Here is a 19,103-nt window from a genome sequence, read left to right on the forward strand (position 1 = left end):
GCCTAAGCATTGTCTGACATTAACTCAACAGCTTGCGGTAGACCGCGACCCGGTCGATCTCCACATCGGCCCGGTCCGGCACGCCGACGATCGGGCAGTCGGGGAACCCGAAGTCGCGTTTGCGCTGGCAGCCGCCCGACTGGGCCTGCAGGCCGAGCCACATCGGCTCGTCGGGGACCACGTCCCCTGTGATGCGATCCCACTCCTCGCCGTCGAGGAGGAACCGCACCTCGCCGGGCGTCCACTCGACGCCGACCGTGTGCCACCGCGTGAAGTCGACGTCCTTGAGGTCGCGCTGCTGCTTGCGGTTCTCGCCGTCCTCCTTCCAGTGCAGGAAGGCGGCGAGGCCCTTGCGATCACCTCCGAAGTCCTCGGCGAAGTCGATCTCGGGCGGCCACTGCTCCCGTTGGGGCCACAGCAGGAAGTGGTAGGTGATCTCGTCGCTGGGGTCGGCGCGGAACCGGACCTCCCAGCGGCCGTAGGTCTGGGTGACGGGCCAGTTCGAGACCCCGCCGGTGGTCCAGGCGCCGTCGCGCCGGTAGCCCTCCAGCACGAGCTTGCCGTCCCTGACCTTGACGTGGTCGGGGTGCCAGCGGCTGTACGGGTCGCCACCGGGTTGTCCCGAGTACGCGGTGAACTTGTCGCCGAGCTCGGTGCGGTCGAAGTCGTCGGCAAACACGAGCTCGTAGCCGTCGACGGCGGGCGGGCCCGGAGTCGTGCAGGCGACGAGTGCGAGACACAGCAAGACGATCGCGCGTTTCACTGCTGCGTCACCCCCGGCGGCGGAGGCTGGTCGGACAGCATGGCGAAGCGCATCGCGGTGGTGACGAGCAGGGTGGTGACGCAGACGGCCAGCAGCACCGTCACGATCGTGCGCGCGGTGCGCAGACTCCAGCGCCGGCCCCGTTTCTCCGCCAGCCGCAGCGAGACGACCGGGTCGTTGGTGCCGTCCGCGCCCAGCCACGACTCGCGCAGCACCCCGGCGACGACCGCGAGCACGACGACCGCCACGAGCAGCCAGGCGAAGACTCCCGAGGCGAGCAGGCTCTCCATCACGGCGCACCACCGCCGATCCGGCGCAGCACGGTCGCCTTCTCGGTCCGCACCACGGTCTCGTAGTCGCCCGAGTCCAGCGCGACGTCCACCAGTTCGCCGGTCCAGCCGGGCGGCGCCATCCGCAGCAACCGGCCGAGCGCCTCCTGTCCCTGGGTCACGTAGATGAAGTCAGGACCTCCGTTGGCGAGCGCGGTTCTCAGGCAGTCGGGCGGAAGCCCGGTGCAGTCGCGCGGCACCAACGGCACCGTGCGCACCTCCCCCACCCGCCCGAGCGGCAACGGCCCGACCTCACCACCGCTCGCGACGGTGGCTCCGTCCGGCGCGAGCCGCAGCAGGGTGCGCGCGGCGTCGACCTCGGCCGCCGACACGTGTTCGAACGACGTGTTGAGCCCGCGCGTGAGCGTGAGCACGCTCATCGCCACGAACAGCACGAACGCCGTCGCCGCGGCGACCGTCACCCGTGCGCTGAACCTCTTCTCCCCCACGGCATTCCGGACCGCGCTCCCGGCCCGGACGAGCGCGACGGCCGCCAACGGCGCCAGCACCGGCCCGGCGTACAGCGCACACCGGATCACGACCTCACCGCCGTACGACTGGACCCCGAGCAACGCGAACGGCGCGGCCGCCAGCCCGGCCCACAGCACGGCGCCCTTGGTGCGCCGCACCAGAAACCACCCGGCGACGGCAACGAGCCCGAGCAGCCCGGTCCACCCGATCCGGCTGAACTGCAGCTGCTGGTAAACGGGATCACCGACCAGCCGTTCACTCACGCCACTGCTGACCGACGCGCCGACCCCGCCGAGATCCCCGAGCAACCCGGCCAGGTGCCCGCGCCAGAACCCCACCGCGCCGTACGAGAACCAGCCGACCACCAGCGCCGCCGTCACCAGCCACAACGACCGCCACCGGGTGGCCCCCGCCACGGTGAACCACAGCAGCGCCGCCCCGAGCGCGATCGGCGTGAGCTGATGACTCAGCACCAACGCGACGATCACCAGCAACAGCAGCACTTCCAGCGCGACCACCACCCCGCCGCCGACCCCCGGCCGTCCGGGAATCCGGCGAGCGGCCCGCACCCACCGCAACGCCCGGCGCCCGCGCACCGCAGGCACGTCCGCGACGTCGAACGCCCACAGCAACACCGCGAGCACCCCGGCGTAGAGCACGAACCCGGTCGCCTGCGCGGACAGGTAGTCCTGCTGGTACCAGTTGAAGCACAGCCACAACACCACGGCGAGCCACGCCGTCCGGGCGTTCCCGCTGATCACCTTGGCGATCAACCACAACGCGGGCATCGCCAGCACGGCGTAGAAGGCCGGGGCGAGCAGCAGCAGCGGCGCGGCGTCCGCGAGGCCCGCCGCCGTGACGAGGATCGAGAGGCCACCGAGGAAGCCCGGCCAGGAGAAGCGGGCGTCGATGCCGGTGGCGAACGTGCCGGTGCGCGTGACGAGGTCGGTGAACCCGACGTGCACCCAGCCCGCGCCGACCCCTCCCGCACCGTCGGCGACCGACGTGAACAGGTAGGCGCACACGGCGAGCGCCGTGCAGGCGGCGGCCAGGACGACGTGGTCGAGTTCTTTGCGCAGCAACGACCACGCGAGCACGCCGGCCAGGAGCGCCAGCGCGAGCCAGTAGGTGACGGGGGCGATGAGGGCGGCCCCGCCGAGACCGGCCGCGCTCGTGTCGAGCTGCCGGGTGGAGACCCACCACAGGGTGAGGGAGGCGGCGACGAGGGCGAGGCCGGCGACGCGAGGCAGGGCACGGACGGTCACTTCCCGACCGCCCGAACCTTTCTCCCCGGTCTCGGCTTCCCGCTCCACCGCCCGTTCCTCTGAGGCCACCCCGGCACCGGTTCTGGCGGGCACCGGCCGACGCAGCACGGCCCGCAGCCCCAGCGGCGTCGCCAGCAACCCCACCGCCGCGATCACCATCACCGTGCCCACCGGATCCCACCGCCCGAGCAACGCCCCCGCGGCTCCCCCGAGCAGCAACGCCGACACCGACACGCACACCGCGAGCACCGCCGTCACCCGCCCGTCCGGCAGGTCGAGCGCCAGCACCACCGGCACACCCGGCACCAGCACCACGAACACCACCGCCACCATCACCCGCACCGGCGAGTGCGCCTCGACGAGCGCCAGCACCGGGACCAGCACCGCGACCAGCGCGGCCAGCCCCAACGCCCAGAGCCGGGCGGTCACCGCGACCGGTCCGCGAGCCTGCTGCGGGCCAGCAGCACCGGGCCGGTCACGTACCCCAGCAGCTCCACGGCGATCAGGCCGAGGGGGAAGCGGCGCGAGCGCTTCTTGTTCTTGCGCGAGTCCGGGCGCAGCAGGACGCCCAGGGCCGACGGTGCGGCCGTGAGCATCCGGCGGGCCGCCTGCGGGCTCGACACCAGGCGCTTGGCCACCACCGCGGCCATTCCCGTGCCGTAGCCGTAGAGTTGGCGGCGCAGTTCGGGTCCGGTGTCGCGGTGGTGGTGCCGCACCAGCGCGTCCGGCGTGTAGAGGACGGCGTGGCCCGCCAGGAGCACCGCGGCGAACGCGTCCAGGTCCTCGCCGCCGCGGGTCGGGCGGCCGGCGCCCAGGGCCGTGTCGAAGCCGCCGGCCGCGCGCAGCACCGGGACGCGGAACGCCATGTTGTTGCCGGAGCCGTAGTCGCCGCCCGCGTACGGGAACAACGGGCCGCGCGGGCCCGGTTCGGCGATCGCGGGCACCGGGCCCAGCGACCACTGCAGCGGCCGGTAGCCCTTGTCGAAGGCGCCGTACTCCTCGAACAGCTGGGCCCAGCGGGTCGACAGGTCGGCCGGGGTCACCAGGCCCGTGACGCAGCCGATCGCCGGCGAGTGCGCGAAACCCGCCACCAGTTCGGCGATCCAGTGCACGTCGGGCACGGCGTCGTCGTCGGTGAACGCCACCAGCGCACCGCGCACGGCGGCCAGGCCGGTGTTGCGGGCACGGGACAGGCCGCGCACGGGCTCGGTCACCAGCCGCACCCGCGGATCGTCCACATCGGACAGCAGCGCGGCGGTGCGGCCGGACTCCGGGTCGTTGTCGACGATCACCAGGTCGAGGGGGCCGTGCGTCTGGGCGAGGATCGCGGCGACGGTCTCGCGCAGCATCGCCTGCCGGCCCAGCGTGCACACGACGACGCTCACCAGCTCGGCGTCCACGGGAGCGGGCGCCACGACGGTCAGCCGGCGCGCCGCGGCCACCGGGTCGGCGGCCTCCTCCACGCCCGCCCGCCGCAGGTGGCGGTCCAGCGCGGGTGCGAGGTCGCCGGTCAACGCGGCCAGCACGCACCTCCCGACGTCGGCCTGCCGCGCCTCCACCCTGCCCACGGGCAGACCGCGCACCCGCACGAGCACCGACGCCGGTCCGATCGGCACCGGCAGCGGGCCGTCCCCGGACCCCGCGAGCTCCAGGTCCACCACCGGTACCGGCGGCAGCGACGGCCCGCCGGACAGCCGCCCGAGCACGTAGCCGAGCACGGTCGCGACGAACCCCGCCACGAGCATGAACGCCCGCGCCGGACCAAAGAAATCGCCTCGCAGCAACGCGCCGAGGTGCCGCACCGCTCCGCCGCCGAGGGTGTGCACGACGTAGCGGCGTTCGGTGCCGAGCACGTTGCCGGACGCGATCCGGCTCAGCGCGGCCTTCGACCGGCCCTCGTGGTGGCAGCGCGACACGAAGTACCGCACCGACCCGCGCGACGCGGGCACGTGGTGGTCCACGACCGGAGCCACGTGCCGCCGCACCGACGAGGCGCCGAACGCACGGCCGACGCGCACGCCGAGTTCGGTCTCCTCGCACCCGGCCGGCAGCCCGCCGACCCGGCCGAGCTCGGTGCTGAACAGCCCGACCTCGTGCAACGCCGCCCGCCGCACGGCCATGTTCGCGCCGATCGGGTTGCGGATGACCGCGCCGTCCGCGGCGATGCCGGTGTAGTCGCAGCCGACGACCCAGCCGTACTCCGCCGGGAACCAGCGCGGCCGCGCCCGTTCCCAGTCCGCCTCGACCGCTCCCCCGGCGAGCATGAGCGCGGCATCGGCGAACACCGAGCGCCACGACGACATCCAGCCATCGCGCGGCACCGCGTCGTCGTCCACGAAGACGAGCACCGGCGCGGTGGTCGCGGCGATGCCGGTGTTGCGCGCGTCGGACAGCCCGCGGCGACCGGTGTTCGCCACGATCCGCACGTCCGGGTACCCGGCGACCAGCTCCGCGCGCAGCTCCTCGTTGTGGTCCACGACCACGACGACCTCGTCCTCCGGCCGCGCCTGCTCGGCGAGCACCGCGAGGACGCGCCGGATCAGAGGCAGCCGTCGCGCGGTGTGCACGCACACCACGACCGCCAACCCGACACCGCTCATCTCCGAATCACCCTTCAATGTCCGATTTAGGCAAGCCTAACCTGACCTCAGCGCCGTGTTGAGTCGCTCCCTGGCGAACCGCAGCGCGTCGACCGCTCCCGCGACCCCGCCGGCGCGTGCGCCCAGCGCCAGCGCACGAGGCGTCTGCACGGTCAGGTAGCGCCCGAACGCCCCCGGCCAGATCACCCCGGCGAGCACGTCCTCACCAGTGGAAACGCCCGCACGGGCGAGGTTCTCGGCGGCGATGCGGACGGTCAGCGCGCGCTGCGTCGCCGCCCGCGCCGCACTGATCTGCGCGGCGTGGGTCCGGTAGTGCAGACCGACGTACGGGAGGTTCGCGAGGTCACCGATCTCACTGAGCTCGCTGAACAACCGGTAGTCCTCGGCGAACTCGTACTCCGGGCGGTATCGCACGTTCTCCAGTGCGCGAGTGCGGATCGTCGCCGCACTGTGCGCCACGCACGTGCCGAACGCGAGCCGCGCCCGACAGGCGGCGGCGGACCGGGGCATCCGCACCACGGCCGACCCCGCCCCGAACTCGGCGTACGCGGTACCGCACGCGACCACACCGGGCCGTGCGTCGAGGAACGCGACCTGCCGCGCGAGCCGTTCGGGCGCCATCAGGTCGTCGGCGTCGAACCGGGCGACGAACTCGCCGCGCACCTCGTCCAGTCCGGCGTTCAACGCGCCGACGATGCCCGCCTTCTCCCGCCGCACCACCCGCACCCGCGCGTCGACGAGCCGCTCCACGACGGCGACGGACTCATCGGTGCTGCCGTCGTCGACCACGACCAACTCGAAGTCGCGGTAGGTCTGCGCGAGCACGCTGCGCACGGCCGCCGCGATGTGCGCGGCACCGTTGTGCACCGGCATCAGCACGCTGACCCGCGGCGTCATCGGGTCACGTCCCGCAGCAACGCCCGCAGCGGCACGAAGAGCAGCACGACGGCCAGGGCGTTCGAGGCGAACCCGGCGATGCCCACCCCGGTCAGCCCCCACTCCCCCACCAGCGCGGCCGCGCCCCCGACCGTGCCCGCGACGATCAGCACCTGCACCGACACGAGCAGCCGCAACCGCCGCACGACCTGCGCCACCGCCGCGTACACCGCGACCACGCCCGCCACCAGCGCCTCCGCCGCGAGCACCAGCACCAGCGGCACCGCGGCCTCCGCGTAGCCGGGCCCGACGAGGTGCAGCAACACCGGCCCGGCCGTCGCGAAACCCACGGCCGTCAACGCGCACACGCCCGCCATCAGCCGCACCATCCGCCGGGTCAGCGCCGGACGGTCGGCGCCCGGCACCGAGGCCTCGACCACGTACGACGCCAGCACGTTCGCCCGCAACATCCCCGCAGCCGTGCTCAGCGCGGCGACCAGGTTGTAGTAGGCCGAGTTCTCCGGTCCCAGCTGCGCCAGGACGATCAGCGGCAGGCACAACGGCGTCGCGGTGAGCACGACCGTCATCGCGAACGAGGCGCCTTGGAACTCCCACAGCTGCCGCACCGGAGGCAGCTCGGGCGCCACCGAAGCGTGCGCCGCGAGCCCGCGCCGCAACGGTCCGGCCACGATCACGAGCGTGATCACGGCCGACACCACCGCCCAAGACGTGGTCAGCGCGAACCCGCTCGCCGTGAAGGCCAGCAACGGCAACGGCAGGATCTTCACCACCGACACGGACACGTTCTTGACCGCCACCGCGCCCGCCCGGCGCAGTCCGGTCAGCACGGGGTCGAGCAACGCGTAGGCGGTGAACACGAGCACCACCAACGGGAACACCCAGCGCTCCACAGTGGACTGGAACATCCGTTCGCCGGCGATCCCGAGCGCGACGAACCCCGCCCCGAAGACCACCGCGGTCACCGCGCTGATCGCCAGCCCGCCCCCGACCAACCGCCCGGCGAGACTCCCCGCCGCCGGCAGAAAACGCTGGTAGCTACCACCGAAAGACAGGCAGGCCAACGAACTCAGCATCGTCGCCGTCGAGATCACCGCGGACGCCCGCCCGACGGACTCGGTCGGGAACAGCTGCTCGGCGATGATCCAGTAGGCCACCCCGAGCAGGCCGGTCAGCACCGACGAGCCCATCAGCAGCGCCGCGCTGGTCTCCATCGCACCTCGGGTGCGCAGCGCGGTCATCGCCGGGCCAGCACAGCGGAGTAGGCGCGCGGGGCCGCCTTCAGCACCCCGGCGGCCGCGGCCAGCCGCCACCGCCCGCGCAACCCCAGCCGCACCACGTCACCCCAGGCCGTGCGGCCGCGCGCGAGCCGGACCGCGTGGTCCCCCAACGGCGACGGACCGGCCCGCAACGCCGTGTTGGCCAGCGGCAGCACGGCGTTGAGATAGCGGTAGGTCAGGTAGTCATCGGCCCACGACCGGGCGAGACCAGCGGCGCGCAGGTCCGCGCCGACCTCGTCGGCGACCTCCAGCAGCCCGAAGACGTTCTCCCCGAACGACTCCGACAGCGACCCGGGCCGCACGGTGTAGTCGTAGAGCGGCTCGTCCACCAACGCGACGCGCTCGGCGGCGAGCAGCACACCGAGCACCGGCCGGAAGTCCTCGTGCGCCGGGCGGTCGGGAAACCACCGCTCCGGCAACAACTCCCGCCGGAAGAGCTTCGTGCAGACGTACGCGCGCATCCGGTTCGACAGCAACCACCGCGCGGCGACCGGCCCCGGCACCCAGGAACCAGGCCAGGGCCCCTCCTCGACGCCGAGCACCGCGCCGGCCTCGTCCACCCGCCGGGTCCGGCACGCGGCGACGTCCGCCCGCGCGGCCCCGGCGGCCACGACCAGCGCCGCCAGCAACCGGGGATCGGCGGCGTCGTCGCTGTCCACGAACCACACCCACTCGCTCGTGCAGGCGGCGAGCCCGGTGTTGCGCGCCGCCGCGACCCCTCGGTTGCGGCCGTGCTCGACGACCGTGAACGGAATCCCACTGGCACGCAACGCATCGCGCGCCACGGCGGCCGACCCGTCCGTGCTGCCGTCGTCGACGACGATCACCTCGGCGGGCCGGAGCCGTTGCGCCGCAACCGAAGCGACGCACTGCCCGACCACACCGGCCCCGTTGAACACGGGGATGACGACCGACACCGACGACACGCGCTCAGCCGGCCAGGTCGAGCGAACGGGTCCGCGAGACCGGGCGCGTGGTGGCGACCGTGGCGAGCCTGGCCCGCCCGCGCCACTCGGACAGGATCGTGCCCAGCACCCGGAACCCGTCGCGCACGGCGTGCAGGTTGCTGGCGCCGTGCACGCGCAGGCGTTCCACGCTCGGCACCTCCGCGACCCGCAGACCGGCCGCGGCAACGCGGGTGTTGAGCACGGTCTCGATCTCGAACCCGTCGCCCCAGCGCATCTCGTCACCGGCGGGCTCGGGGTCGGGGAGGTTCAGCCGGGGCAGCACGTCGACCCAGAAAGCGTTGTAGCCGTAGCAGAGATCGGTGTAGCGGGTGCGGAACAGCACGTTGGTGACGAGGGTCAGCATCCGGTTGCCGAACGACCGCAGGAACGTCAGGTCCTCGCTGCCGCCGCCCTGGCACACCCTGCTGCCCTTGGCGAAGTCCGCGCCCGCGACGAGCGCCTCGACGAACGCCGGGATCTCGGCGGCGTCCGCGCTGCCGTCCGCGTCGAACATCACCACGATGTCCCCGGTCGCCTCGGTGAAGCCGCACACGAGCGCGTTGCCCTTGCCGCGCCGGGTCTGCCGGATCAGCCGCGCGAACGGGAGGATCCGCCGCACGGTCGGGATCGTGTCGTCGTGCGACGAGCCCTCGACCACGATCACCTCGTGCACCGACGGCAGCGCGGGCAGGATCAGTTCGAGGTTGCGCGCCTCGTTGCGCGCCGGAACGATCACGCTGATCCGGGGCTCCCGCGGCCTGGTGCCCCGTCTCGCCCCGAGGTCTTCCACACGTCCCAGCACGGCAGTCCCCATTCCCGCGACTTTGTCTGATGAAAGGTAGGCTTACCTTATATAGCGAAGGGGCGATGTCCACCCCTTCGCGCACATCAGTCGGTCAGGTCACAGACCGTCGAGCTCCTCCGCGATCCGCTCGGCCACCACCCGGTGGAACGGCGGCCGCAGGATGGCGGAGTGCCCGCCCGCCACCGGGATCACCTCGTGCGACCCGGTCAGCACCGACGCCCAGCCCGCCGGGTCGTCCGTGTTGTCCTCGGCGGTGAACAGCAGCGTCCGGCCGGACCACGGCGCGAACCGGTGCCGGTTGGCCAGCCGCAGGCTCTGCTCCCAGAACACCGCGTCCCGCACCGGCGGCTCGTAGCCCACGAGCCCGGCACCGAGCAGCCGCGCGTGCATCGCCATCCGCTGCCCGAACGACGGCGGCGCGGCCGGTGCGCCACCGTCCCGGGAGAACCGCTGCCGCAACGCTCCGGGCAGCCTGGTGTCGAGCAGCGCCACCAGCGGCACGGCCTTGCCCGCGTCGGTCAGGCGCCGGGCGGTCTCCAGCGCGAGCAGCCCGCCGAACGAGTGTCCGACGAGGACGTACGGGCCGGTCGGCGCGAGCTCCCGGATCGTGCGCAGATGCCGTGCCACCATCGCGCCGAAGCTCCAGTCCGAGAACGCCCTGGCGTCGTACCCGCTCGCGTGGAACGCGTGCACGGCAGGCCCTTCCGGCAACCCGAGCGCCAGCGACAGCAGCGAGAGCCCGGACGCGCCACCGCCCGCGAACCCGAACACGGCGGGCGCCGTGTCACCGGAACGCAGCCGCACGCACGTCGGCGGCAGCGGCCTGGTCCTGCGTCCCTCCAGCAGCACGGCCAGGTCGGTGATCGTCGGCGCGTCCGCCAGGTCGGCCGAGGTGAGCTTCACGCCCGTGGCCCGCCGCACCGCCGCGAACATCTCCACCACGGTCAGCGAGTCCGCGCCGAGCAGCCAGAAGTCGTCGGCGGCGGACACCTCGGCCACGCCGAGGACCCGGCACCAGATCTCCGCGATCATCTCCTCCGCGCGCCCGGACGGCGCGCGGAACGGCGGCCGCCGCCCCGGCTCCGGCAGTGCCTGACGGTCCACTTTGGCGCGTTCGGTGCGCGGGAGTTCGCTCAGCAGCACGACTTCGGACGGCACCATCCACGACGGCAGCCGTTCCCGCAACGCGCGCCGCAGCAGGACGGGTGCCGGGGCGCGTTCGGCGGCGACCGGGACGACGTAGGCCGTGAGCTCCGGCTTCGGCACTCCCTCGCCCGGCCGCGTGGTGGCGAGCACGACCGCCTCCTTGACCTGGGGCAGATCCAGCAGCGCCGCCTCCACCTCGGCCGGTTCGACGAGGTAGCCGCCGATCTTGAGCGCCGCGTCCGCCCGGCCGCGCAGGTGCAGCCTGCCCTCGGCGTCCCAGCGGCCGAGGTCGCCGCCCCGGTAGCTGGTGGTGCCGTCGGCGTTGGCGGTGAACCGGGTCGCCGTGGCGGCGGGGTCGTTGTGGTAGCCCAGCGACAGGTAGCGGGACGTGATCACGACCTCGCCGGTGGTCTCGGGCCCGACCGGGCGCCCGTCGCCGTCCAGCAGCTCCACCGTCTTGTTCGCCGCCGCGTGCCCGACCGGGACGATCCCGGACGGCACCTCGGCGCCGGGGTCGAGGCGGAAGTGGGCGATCGGCCCGACCTCGGACGCGCCGCACCAGTTGACGTACGTGGCGTCCGGCGCCAGGTGCTCGCGGAGCCGGCGCACGACGGCCGAGTGGATGGCCTCGCCGCACGTCGACACGGTGCGGACGCCCTTCAGCACCTCGTCCGGCCGGAGAGTGTCCAAGATGGACACGAGCAGCGACGGCGTGGCGTGCAGCGCGGTGACGCCGTGCTCGGCGAGCCAGCCGCCGATGCCGTCGATGCCCTGCGTGCGCGGGTCGCGGACGTGCACGGACGTGCCGTTGAGCAGGGCGGTGAACAGCACGTCGAGGCCGACGCCGTAGCTGACGGGGACCACGAGCGCGTGCCGTTCGTCCTCGCGCAACAGCATCGCCTCCCTGGTCAGGTAGGCGACGTTGAGCCACGCGGCGTGCGAGTGCGCGAGGCCCTTAGGACGTCCGGTGGAGCCCGAGGTGTAGAAGATCACGGCGGGGTCGTCCGGCCCGCACTCGGGCAGCACGGCGGTCTCCGCGCGCGGCAGCCGGTCCAGCGCCGAGACGCTGAGCCTGCGGGCGCCGGACGCGTCGAGGATCTGCTCCACCCGTGCCTGCGGGAGCATCGGGTCGAGCGGGATGACCGGTCTGCCGGAGAGCATCACGGCGATCAGCCCCACGAGGCAGCTCGCGGACGGCTCCAGGTCGAGCGCGACCGGCGTGCCCTCGGCGAGGTCGGCGTTGTGCGCCACCAGGGAACGCGCCCACACCCGTGCGGTGCGGTCGAGCTCGGCGTAGGTGTAGCGCTGGCCGTCCGACGCGGCGGCCAGGTCCGCGGGGATCACCGCGGCCACTTCGCTCAGGCGCTGTGCGATCGAGTCGTGCGGTCCGGGGACGACCAGCGCGGCGGGACGGACGAGTTCCTGCGTGAGTGACATGTCGGGGCTTCTCCGGTGCTCAGAGTGCGATTCGGGCGATGGTGGAGAGGTGCTCGGGGCTCACCATCTCCGGATGGGTGCAGGGCAGGCGGTGCACGCGGACCTCACCGTCCACGTAGGACTGCCAGCCGCCGGGGTCGAGCCAGTCCTCGGCCCTGGGCCGGTCCGCCACGAAGAGGTCCGCCGTGCCGCGCCACCGCCGGTGGACGGAGTCGCGGACCACGTGGCTGCTGTGCCGGACGGCGTCGGTGATGCGGGCCAGCGTCGTCGCGGGCAACGCGGCCAGCGCGCTTCCCCCGCGCCGCAACGCCTCCAGCACGGCGGCGCGGTCGAGGTCCTCGCCGGGGTCGGGCTGCCCGGCGATGCGGGACAACGCGACGAGCGCGTCCCGTTCGGTGGGGGCGGGCAGGTGCCGCCACTGATCGCTCGGGTAGGCGTCCAGCAGCACCAGCGAGGCGACCTCCTCACCGGCTTCCTGGAGTTCCACCGCCATCTCGTGGGCGACCATGCCGCCGACCGACCAGCCGAGGAGGTGGTACGGGCCGTGCGGCTGGATCTCGCGGATCCGCTCGACGTAGCCGGACGCGACCGCGCGCAACGTCGCGGGCCCCGGATCGTCGTCGGTGAGGCTCCTGGCCTGCACCGCGTAGATCGGCCGGTCCGGTCCCAGGACGCGCAGCAACGGCGTGTAGCACCAGCCGAGACCACCCGCGGGTGGCAGGCAGAACAACGGCGGCAGCCCGCCTCCCGCACGCAGCGGCAGCACCGGCGCGAGCGGATCGGCCGGGGTACCGCCGAGGTGGCGGACCAGGCGGCGGGGCGAGGCGGCGGCGAACACGTCGGCGATGCCCACCGGCAGCCCGAGCGCCGACTGCACCCGGCCGACCAGTCGCGCCACCGCGACGGAATGCCCGCCCAGCGCGAAGAAGTCGTCGTCCGGGCCGACCGAGGGAAGTCCGAGCTCGGCGGCGAACAGCCGGCAGACGACCTCCTCGTGCGGGGTGTCCGGGTCACCCGCTCCCGCCGTGCGGTCCGGTTCGGGCAGCCGCTTGCGGTCGAGCTTGCCGTTGGCGGACAACGGGAACTCGTCGACCACCAGCACGGCGGCCGGCACCAGGTGGTCGGGCAGCACCCCGGCGAGCGCGGCACGCAGCCGGGCGGGGTCCGCGGTGCCCGTGACGTAGCCGACGAGTTCGGTGTCGCCCGCCCGCGGCCGCGCGACGACGACGGCGCCGGTGACGCCCGGCCGTTCCCGCAACACGGCCGCGACCTCACCGGGCTCGACCCTCATGCCGCGGATCTTCACCTGGTCGTCGGCCCGGCCCGCGTACTCGATCACGCCGTCCGCGCGCCGGCGCGCGAGGTCACCGGTGCGGTACATGCGGGTGCCGGGCGGGCCGAACGGGTCGGCCACGAACCGTTCCGAGGTGACGCCGGGCCTGCCCAGGTACCCGGTCGCGACGCCCGCGCCCGCCAGGTAGAGCTCGCCGAGCGCACCGGCCGGGGTGTGGTGCAACGCCTGGTCCAGCACGTGCACGGCGGTGTTCCAGATGGGCGTGCCGATCGGGACGTCCCGGCCGGTGCCGGTGTGCGCGGGCCACGCGGTGACGTCGATCGCCGCCTCCGTCGGCCCGTAGAGGTTGTGCAGCTCCACGCCGGGAAAAGCGGCCACGAACGCGTCCCGCACCTCGCCGGGCAGTGCCTCCCCGCTGCAGATCACCCTGCGCAGGAACGGATACCCGTCGTGCGCACCGGCCAGGAAGGCCGCCAGCATCGACGGTACGAAGTGGACGGTCGTGATCCGGTGCGCGCGCAGCACGTCCCGGACGTGGGCGGGGTCCGCGTGGGCGCCGGGAGCGGCGACCACCAGCGCGGCACCGGTCAGCGCGGGCAGGAAGAACTCCCACACCGACACGTCGAACCCGGCCGGGGTCTTCTGGAGCACCCGGTCGCCCGGCCCGATGCCGTACTCGGCGGCCATCCACGCCAGCCGGTTGTGCAGCGCGGCGTGCGAGATCACCACGCCCTTGGGCGCCCCGGTCGAGCCGGACGTGTGGATCACGTACGCGGCGTCGCCCGGCCGCACCCCGGTCTCCGGCGCCTCCCCCGCGTCCGCGAGCAACTCGCCGAGGTCCACCGCCACGGTCTTCGCCCCCGACGGGAACTCGGCGGCGGTCACGACGACGACGGCGCCGGTGCTCGCCAGGACCTGTTCGGTGCGGCCGGCCGGGTGCGCGGGGTCGAGCGGCGTGTAGGCGGCACCGGCCTTGACCACGGCGTGCAGCGCGACGACCAACGCCGCTCCCCTGGCCAGGTGCACGCCGACCACGTCGCCGGTGCGGACACCCGCTTCGACGAGCCTGCGGGCCAGTGCCGACGTGACGGCGTCGAACTCGGCGAACGTCAGCCGGACGTCCTCGCCCGGCACGACGAGCGCGGTCGCGTCCGGGGTCCGCGCGGCCTGGGCGGCGAGGAGTCCGGGCAGCGTGGCCGGCTTCAGCGGCACGGCCGGACCGACCGCACCACTACTCGGCCCGACGGCCGCGCGCCACACCGGCACGTCCGACGAGAACGCCGCGACCAGCCGTTCCAGGTGGCCGTGCAGGTCGTCCTCGGTGTAGCAGGCGGGGTTGGCGTCGAGGTCGGCCACCAGCACGCCCGCCGGTGTGCGGTGCACGTTCAGCGCGAGGTCGGCGACCGGTCCTGCCCGCAGGTACCGGAGCTCCCCCGTCACGGCGCCGAAGTCGAGCGCGGCGCCGAACGGCCGGATGTTCAGCTCGGGCCCGCACAGCGGCGCCGAGCCGAGGCCGAGGTCGCGCCGCAGGTCCTCGCCGCGGTACCGCTGATGCGCCGCGACCTGCCGGAGTTCGGACTCGACGACGGCCGCGAAGTCCTGGGGCCCGCGCAGCCGCAGGGGCATGACGTTGACCGTCGTGCACGGCACGCGGGAGGCGACCCAGCCCATCCGGTTCATCAGCGGAAGCCCCAGGGTCACCTCGTCGGCACCGGTCCAGCGCGCCAGCAGTCCGGCGAACGTCGCGGTGAGCCGCGCGGGCCAGCCCTTCTCCGGCGCGGCGAACGCGGTGCTCACCCGGAGCGCGTGCGCACCGGCGGGGTGCCGGGACGCCGCGAACGTCGGCAGGCCGGCGTCGCCCGCCCGCGCCAGCCAGAACTCCCGGTCGGCGGCCCGGCGCGCCGAGTTCGCGTACTCCTGCTCGGCGGCGAGCACGTCCGCGAGCGAGCCGAACCACGGCGCGGGCGGCGATCCGGAGCAGTGCTCGGCGACCCGGCGGGCCAGCAGCGCGAAGCCGTACCCGTCCACCAGCACGTGGTGAAAGCGCTGGTACCAGAGGTGGTGCCGTGGTCCGACCCGGTACAGCACCTGTCGTGCCAACGGACCAGCGGCGAGGTCGACCGGCGTCGCACTGTCCGCCTGCATCAACGCCAGCGCTTCCTCTACACCGTCCGTCTCGACGACCTCCAGCACCGGTTCCCCGGCCCGGTGCTGGACGCGGTCCTCGCCGACGGTGGCCACGAACGCCGCCTCGGCCAGCGTCGCCGAGACCGCCCGTGCGAACGCGGGCACGTCCAGCTCACCGGTCAGCTCGACGTACTCGGCGGCGTTGTACGAGTGGCTGCTCGTGGCGAGTTGCTGGGCGAACCAGATGCCTTCCTGAGCTGGTGTGAGCGGGAGGAACTCCCACGGGCGCGACATGTGAGTTAGGTTAGCCTCACTATTGTCTGATGTCATCGATCGAGTGAATCAAACGCGTGAGGCAACAGACCTGTTACCGGAGGTAGTCATGCCGTCATCCCCACCCGTGGCTCTGGTCACGGGCGCCGCAGGTGGCATCGGCCGCGCCACCGCACTCGCCCTCGCGGCCGAGGGCAGCGCGGTGGCCGTGCTCGACCGTCCCGGCACCGATCTGAAGAGCACCGTCTCCGCGCTGGAGGCAGCGGGCGCGGACGTGCTCCCCGTCGAAGCGGACGTCACCGTCGCCGCCGAGGTCGACGCCGCCGTGGCCCTGGTGCAGGACGCACTGGGCCCGCTGACCCAGCTGGCCTCGGTCGCGGGCGTGCTGCGCACGGGCGTGCTGCTCGACACGACCGACGACGACTGGGCACTCCAGATGGCGGTCAACGCCACCGGCCCGTTCCACTGCCTGCGCGCTGCCGGACGGGTGATGGCGGCGAACGGTGGCGGGTCAGTTGCCGTCGTGTCGTCGAACGCGGCCGTGGTGCCCCGCCAGAACATGCTGGCCTACGCGGCGTCCAAGGCCGCGGCGACCGCGCTGACCCGGTGCGCCGGCCTCGAACTCGCCGAGCACGGCGTCCGCTGCAACGTCGTGCTGCCCGGCTCCACCGACACGGCGATGCTGCGGTCGCTGTGGCCGGACCCCGAACTCGGCATCCAGGCCTCGCTGAACGGCGTCCCCGAGAGCTACCGCGTCGGAATCCCGTTGCGGCGCGTGGGAACCGCCCAGGACGTCGCCGACCTGATCGCGTTCCTGCTGTCCGACCGCTCCTCCCAGATCACCCTGCAGACCATCGCCGTCGACGGCGGCGCGTCGCTCTGAACGGAGTTCCCGATGTCCCTCCCCCGCCTCGCCGACTACACCCCGCCCACCGCGCTCCCGGCCAGCCGGGCCCGCTGGACCCCGCACCGCGACCGCGCCGCGCTCCTCGTGCACGACATGCAGGAGTACTTCGTCCGCGCCTACCCCGCCGACAGCGTCGCGCTCACCCAGGCCGTCACGTCGATCGCCAGAGTCCTCGCCACCGCGAGAGCGGCCGGTCTGCCCGTCTACTACACCGCCCAGCCGGGAGACCAGGACCCGCAGTCCCGCGGCCTGCTCTGGGACCTGTGGGGTCCCGGAATCCGCGCCGCCGACACGGAGATCATCGCGGCGCTGGCACCGCGCGAGGGCGAGACCGTGCTGACCAAGCACCGCTACAGCGCGTTCGCCCGCTCGGATTTCGAACAGCTCCTGCGCGCCCAGGGCCGCGACCAGCTCGTCGTCACCGGCGTGTACGCCGAGGTGGGCGTGCTCGCCACCGCCGTGGACGCGTTCAGCAGGGACATCGCGCCGTTCGTCGTGGCGGACGCCGTGGCGGGCTTCGACCGTCCGGGCCACGTCCGCGCGCTGGACCAGGCGGCGAGCCACTGCGCCGTCGTCACCACGACGGACGCCCTGTGCGACGCCCTCGCACCCACGCTGATGACCGTGTCCTGAGGCACGGCAGCGCGGTGGCGACCGCGAGGGCCGTCGTTCTCAGGCCAGCGGCAGGCTGATCCGGAACGTCGAGCCCTCGCCGAGCGTGCTGGTCACCGACACCGTGCCGCCGTGTGCCTCGACGAGGTGCCGGGTGATCGCGAGCCCGAGTCCGCTGCCGCCGGTGCGGCGGCTGCGTGACTTGTCGGCGCGCCAGAACCGGTCGAACACGTGCGGCACGTCCTCGGGCGCGATGCCGGTGCCGGTGTCCGCGACCTCCAAGATCGCCCGGTCCTGCCACTGGAACAGCCGCACCACCACCTCGCCGCCCGGCGGCGTGTAGCGCACGGCGTTCGCGACGAGGTTGCCCAGCGCCTGCCGCAACCGCACCGGATCCGCGCTGAGGTGCACCGGCGTGGTCTCGGCGCGCAGCAGGATCTCGCGGTTCTGCTGCGCGTTGACGACCTGGTCCACCACGTCGTCCAGCGCGATCGGCTCCGGATGCAACCGCAGCGTGCCCGCGTCCGCCTGCGCCAGGTCGTGCAGGTCGTCCACGAGCCGTTGCAGCAGCAGCGACTCCTCCAGCAGCATGCCGATCAGGTGCGGGTCGGGTTCGGCCAGCCCGTCCTGCGTCGCCTCCAGCCACCCGGTGATGTTGCCCAACGGCGTCCGCAACTCGTGCGCCACATCGCTGACCATCGCCTGCCGCTGCCGTTCGGTCTCCGCGAGCTTCTCCGACATGGAGTTGAACGACTTCGCCAACTGCCCGATCTCACCCGCACCACCGTCCACCCGCGCCGTGCGGTCACCCTCCGCGGTGCGCTTGGTGGCGGCGGTCAACGCCCGAATCGGCCGCACCAGCTGCGTCGCCGTCACCCACGACGCGAACCCCGCCAGCGCGAGAATCCCCAGCGCCACCAGCGTGATCCGGGTGGCACCGGTCGTCGACAGGTCGATCTGCTGCGGCGAGTCACCCGCCCGCGCGGTGAGGAACAGCTGCGCCGGTGGAGCGACGTGCGTCCTGAGCATGTCCCGGCGCGCCTCGTCCATGCACCGCACCACGTCGGGCGTCGTGCCCTGGACCACCAGGACGTCCCAGTCGAGCTCGTCCACCCGGCCGGGGGCCTTCGCCGGGAGCATCGCGTTGCCCGGCAACGTGGCCAGGCACGCGACGAAGTACCCCTGCAGCTCCCGGTACCCCGCCGTCTCCGTCGCCGTCACCGTCTGCAGGTACTCGCCGGAGGCACAGCTGTCCCACACCGAGTGCCGGCCGGGTTCGAGCCCCTTGATGCGCGGCCTGCCGTTCGGGGTCTCCACGATCTCGACCCTGTCGTTGCACCGGACGAGCTGGTCGGCGTACGAACGCAACTTGCGCTTCTCGTCGTCCTTGAGCAGGAACGGACCCACGGCGCGTGGATCGATCTCGCCGTTGACGTTCAACGGGTCGATGAGCGCCTTGGGCGTGACGGGCAGCTGCGGGGCGTTCTGATCGCCTGTGTCCACCAGCTTCCTGCCGTTCTGGTCGGTCAACGCGACCCGGCGGTCGTACCTCCGCGCCAGTTCGTCCACAGTGGACCTCACCTGGCCCCAGTCCCCGTGGGAGGCCGCGTACCCGACGAGCGCGTCGTAGATCTGGACGTCCGTCTCGAACGCCTCACCCTGCTCCTGCCGGATCGCCCCGGTCGTCGCCTGCGACGCGAGCCACGCCGTGACCGCGATCGAACAGCCCGCGATCACCAGCGAGAACAGGAAGAACCGAACCAGCAGGCTGTTCATGCGGGCGAACACAACTCGAAGTATGCAGTCCTTCACGACAGCGCGGCGGGACGTAAACAGGTTCTTCACGAGTTCCGGCGGTGGGGGGGGGGCGCGCGCGCCCGCCCCCCGCCCGCCCGGCCGCCCGCCCCGCCCCGGCCGCCAGCCCGGGAAACCCGGGCCCCGACCACCCGAGGG

13 protein-coding genes are annotated in these 19,103 nt (G+C 73.3%); 2 read left to right on the top strand and 11 right to left on the bottom strand.

The features are described 5' to 3' along the window. Positions 1 to 19 precede the first annotated feature (19 nt). The 10 genes from ACFWNN_RS03640 to ACFWNN_RS03685 all read right to left on the bottom strand — a co-directional run bounded on the left by ACFWNN_RS03640 (position 20) and on the right by ACFWNN_RS03685 (position 15,652). Positions 20 to 763 carry a family 16 glycosylhydrolase gene (locus ACFWNN_RS03640; RefSeq protein WP_382438261.1) on the bottom strand — a complete coding sequence of 248 codons (744 nt, stop codon included), beginning with the start codon at positions 761 to 763 and terminating at the stop codon, positions 20 to 22. After that, positions 760 to 1,053 carry a hypothetical protein gene (locus ACFWNN_RS03645; protein ID WP_382438262.1) on the bottom strand — a complete coding sequence of 98 codons (294 nt, stop codon included), beginning with the start codon at positions 1,051 to 1,053 and terminating at the stop codon, positions 760 to 762. Before ACFWNN_RS03645 ends, ACFWNN_RS03640 begins: the two co-directional genes overlap by 4 nt. Further along, positions 1,053 to 3,257, bottom strand: a complete 2,205-nt coding sequence (locus ACFWNN_RS03650) for a hypothetical protein (protein ID WP_382438263.1) — start codon at positions 3,255 to 3,257, stop codon at positions 1,053 to 1,055. The genes ACFWNN_RS03645 and ACFWNN_RS03650 overlap by 1 nt, the downstream gene beginning before the upstream one ends. After that, on the bottom strand, positions 3,254 to 5,428 hold the full coding sequence (locus ACFWNN_RS03655) for a glycosyltransferase family 2 protein (protein ID WP_382438264.1): 2,175 nt from the start codon (positions 5,426 to 5,428) through the stop codon (positions 3,254 to 3,256). Before ACFWNN_RS03655 ends, ACFWNN_RS03650 begins: the two co-directional genes overlap by 4 nt. A 36-nt stretch (positions 5,429 to 5,464) precedes the next feature. Then, positions 5,465 to 6,325 carry a glycosyltransferase family 2 protein gene (locus ACFWNN_RS03660; RefSeq protein WP_382438265.1) on the bottom strand — a complete coding sequence of 287 codons (861 nt, stop codon included), beginning with the start codon at positions 6,323 to 6,325 and terminating at the stop codon, positions 5,465 to 5,467. Further along, positions 6,322 to 7,563, bottom strand: a complete 1,242-nt coding sequence (locus ACFWNN_RS03665; protein WP_382438266.1) for a lipopolysaccharide biosynthesis protein — start codon at positions 7,561 to 7,563, stop codon at positions 6,322 to 6,324. Before ACFWNN_RS03665 ends, ACFWNN_RS03660 begins: the two co-directional genes overlap by 4 nt. Then, positions 7,560 to 8,528: a glycosyltransferase family 2 protein gene (locus ACFWNN_RS03670; RefSeq protein WP_382438267.1), complete on the bottom strand. Its 969-nt coding sequence runs from the start codon at positions 8,526 to 8,528 to the stop codon at positions 7,560 to 7,562. Before ACFWNN_RS03670 ends, ACFWNN_RS03665 begins: the two co-directional genes overlap by 4 nt. 4 nt (positions 8,529 to 8,532) lie before the next feature. Beyond that, entirely contained in the window at positions 8,533 to 9,363 is an 831-nt protein-coding gene (locus tag ACFWNN_RS03675; protein WP_382438268.1) for a glycosyltransferase family 2 protein, read from the bottom strand. A gap of 87 nt (positions 9,364 to 9,450) precedes the next feature. Beyond that, positions 9,451 to 11,937 carry an alpha/beta fold hydrolase gene (locus tag ACFWNN_RS03680; RefSeq protein WP_382438269.1) on the bottom strand — a complete coding sequence of 829 codons (2,487 nt, stop codon included), beginning with the start codon at positions 11,935 to 11,937 and terminating at the stop codon, positions 9,451 to 9,453. A 19-nt stretch (positions 11,938 to 11,956) separates the two neighbouring features. Beyond that, the gene (locus ACFWNN_RS03685; protein ID WP_382438270.1) at positions 11,957 to 15,652 is read right to left on the bottom strand and encodes an amino acid adenylation domain-containing protein; all 3,696 of its coding nucleotides are present in this window, start codon (positions 15,650 to 15,652) and stop codon (positions 11,957 to 11,959) included. A gap of 88 nt (positions 15,653 to 15,740) precedes the next feature. Here ACFWNN_RS03685 and ACFWNN_RS03690 point away from each other — a divergent pair, with 88 nt between their 5' ends. Both ACFWNN_RS03690 and ACFWNN_RS03695 read left to right on the top strand, forming a co-directional pair. After that, entirely contained in the window at positions 15,741 to 16,514 is a 774-nt protein-coding gene (locus ACFWNN_RS03690) for an SDR family oxidoreductase (protein ID WP_382438271.1), read from the top strand. A gap of 12 nt (positions 16,515 to 16,526) precedes the next feature. Further along, positions 16,527 to 17,171: an isochorismatase family protein gene (locus tag ACFWNN_RS03695; protein ID WP_382438272.1), complete on the top strand. Its 645-nt coding sequence runs from the start codon at positions 16,527 to 16,529 to the stop codon at positions 17,169 to 17,171. Positions 17,172 to 17,210: 39 nt separating this feature from the next. On the opposite strand, the gene ACFWNN_RS03700 is transcribed toward ACFWNN_RS03695, so the two are convergent. Beyond that, complete coding sequence (locus ACFWNN_RS03700; RefSeq protein WP_382438273.1) at positions 17,211 to 18,926, bottom strand: sensor histidine kinase; 1,716 nt, start codon at positions 18,924 to 18,926, stop codon at positions 17,211 to 17,213. Positions 18,927 to 19,103 lie beyond the last annotated feature (177 nt).

It is taken from the genome of Lentzea sp. NPDC058450 (assembly GCF_042721395.1).
GTDB lineage: Bacteria > Actinomycetota > Actinomycetes > Mycobacteriales > Pseudonocardiaceae > Lentzea.

Bases quoted from the DNA above. Each gene is read 5' to 3' on its own strand.
- ACFWNN_RS03700 (WP_382438273.1), bottom strand. From the start codon at position 18,926: ATGAACAGCCTGCTGGTTCGGTTCTTCCTGTTCTCGCTGGTGATCGCG.
- ACFWNN_RS03660 (WP_382438265.1), bottom strand. From the start codon at position 6,325: ATGACGCCGCGGGTCAGCGTGCTGATGCCGGTGCACAACGGTGCCGCG.
- ACFWNN_RS03685 (WP_382438270.1), bottom strand. From the start codon at position 15,652: ATGTCGCGCCCGTGGGAGTTCCTCCCGCTCACACCAGCTCAGGAAGGC.
- ACFWNN_RS03655 (WP_382438264.1), bottom strand. From the start codon at position 5,428: ATGAGCGGTGTCGGGTTGGCGGTCGTGGTGTGCGTGCACACCGCGCGA.
- ACFWNN_RS03675 (WP_382438268.1), bottom strand. From the start codon at position 9,363: ATGGGGACTGCCGTGCTGGGACGTGTGGAAGACCTCGGGGCGAGACGG.
- ACFWNN_RS03680 (WP_382438269.1), bottom strand. From the start codon at position 11,937: ATGTCACTCACGCAGGAACTCGTCCGTCCCGCCGCGCTGGTCGTCCCC.
- ACFWNN_RS03645 (WP_382438262.1), bottom strand. From the start codon at position 1,053: ATGGAGAGCCTGCTCGCCTCGGGAGTCTTCGCCTGGCTGCTCGTGGCG.
- ACFWNN_RS03690 (WP_382438271.1), top strand. From the start codon at position 15,741: ATGCCGTCATCCCCACCCGTGGCTCTGGTCACGGGCGCCGCAGGTGGC.
- ACFWNN_RS03665 (WP_382438266.1), bottom strand. From the start codon at position 7,563: ATGACCGCGCTGCGCACCCGAGGTGCGATGGAGACCAGCGCGGCGCTG.
- ACFWNN_RS03695 (WP_382438272.1), top strand. From the start codon at position 16,527: ATGTCCCTCCCCCGCCTCGCCGACTACACCCCGCCCACCGCGCTCCCG.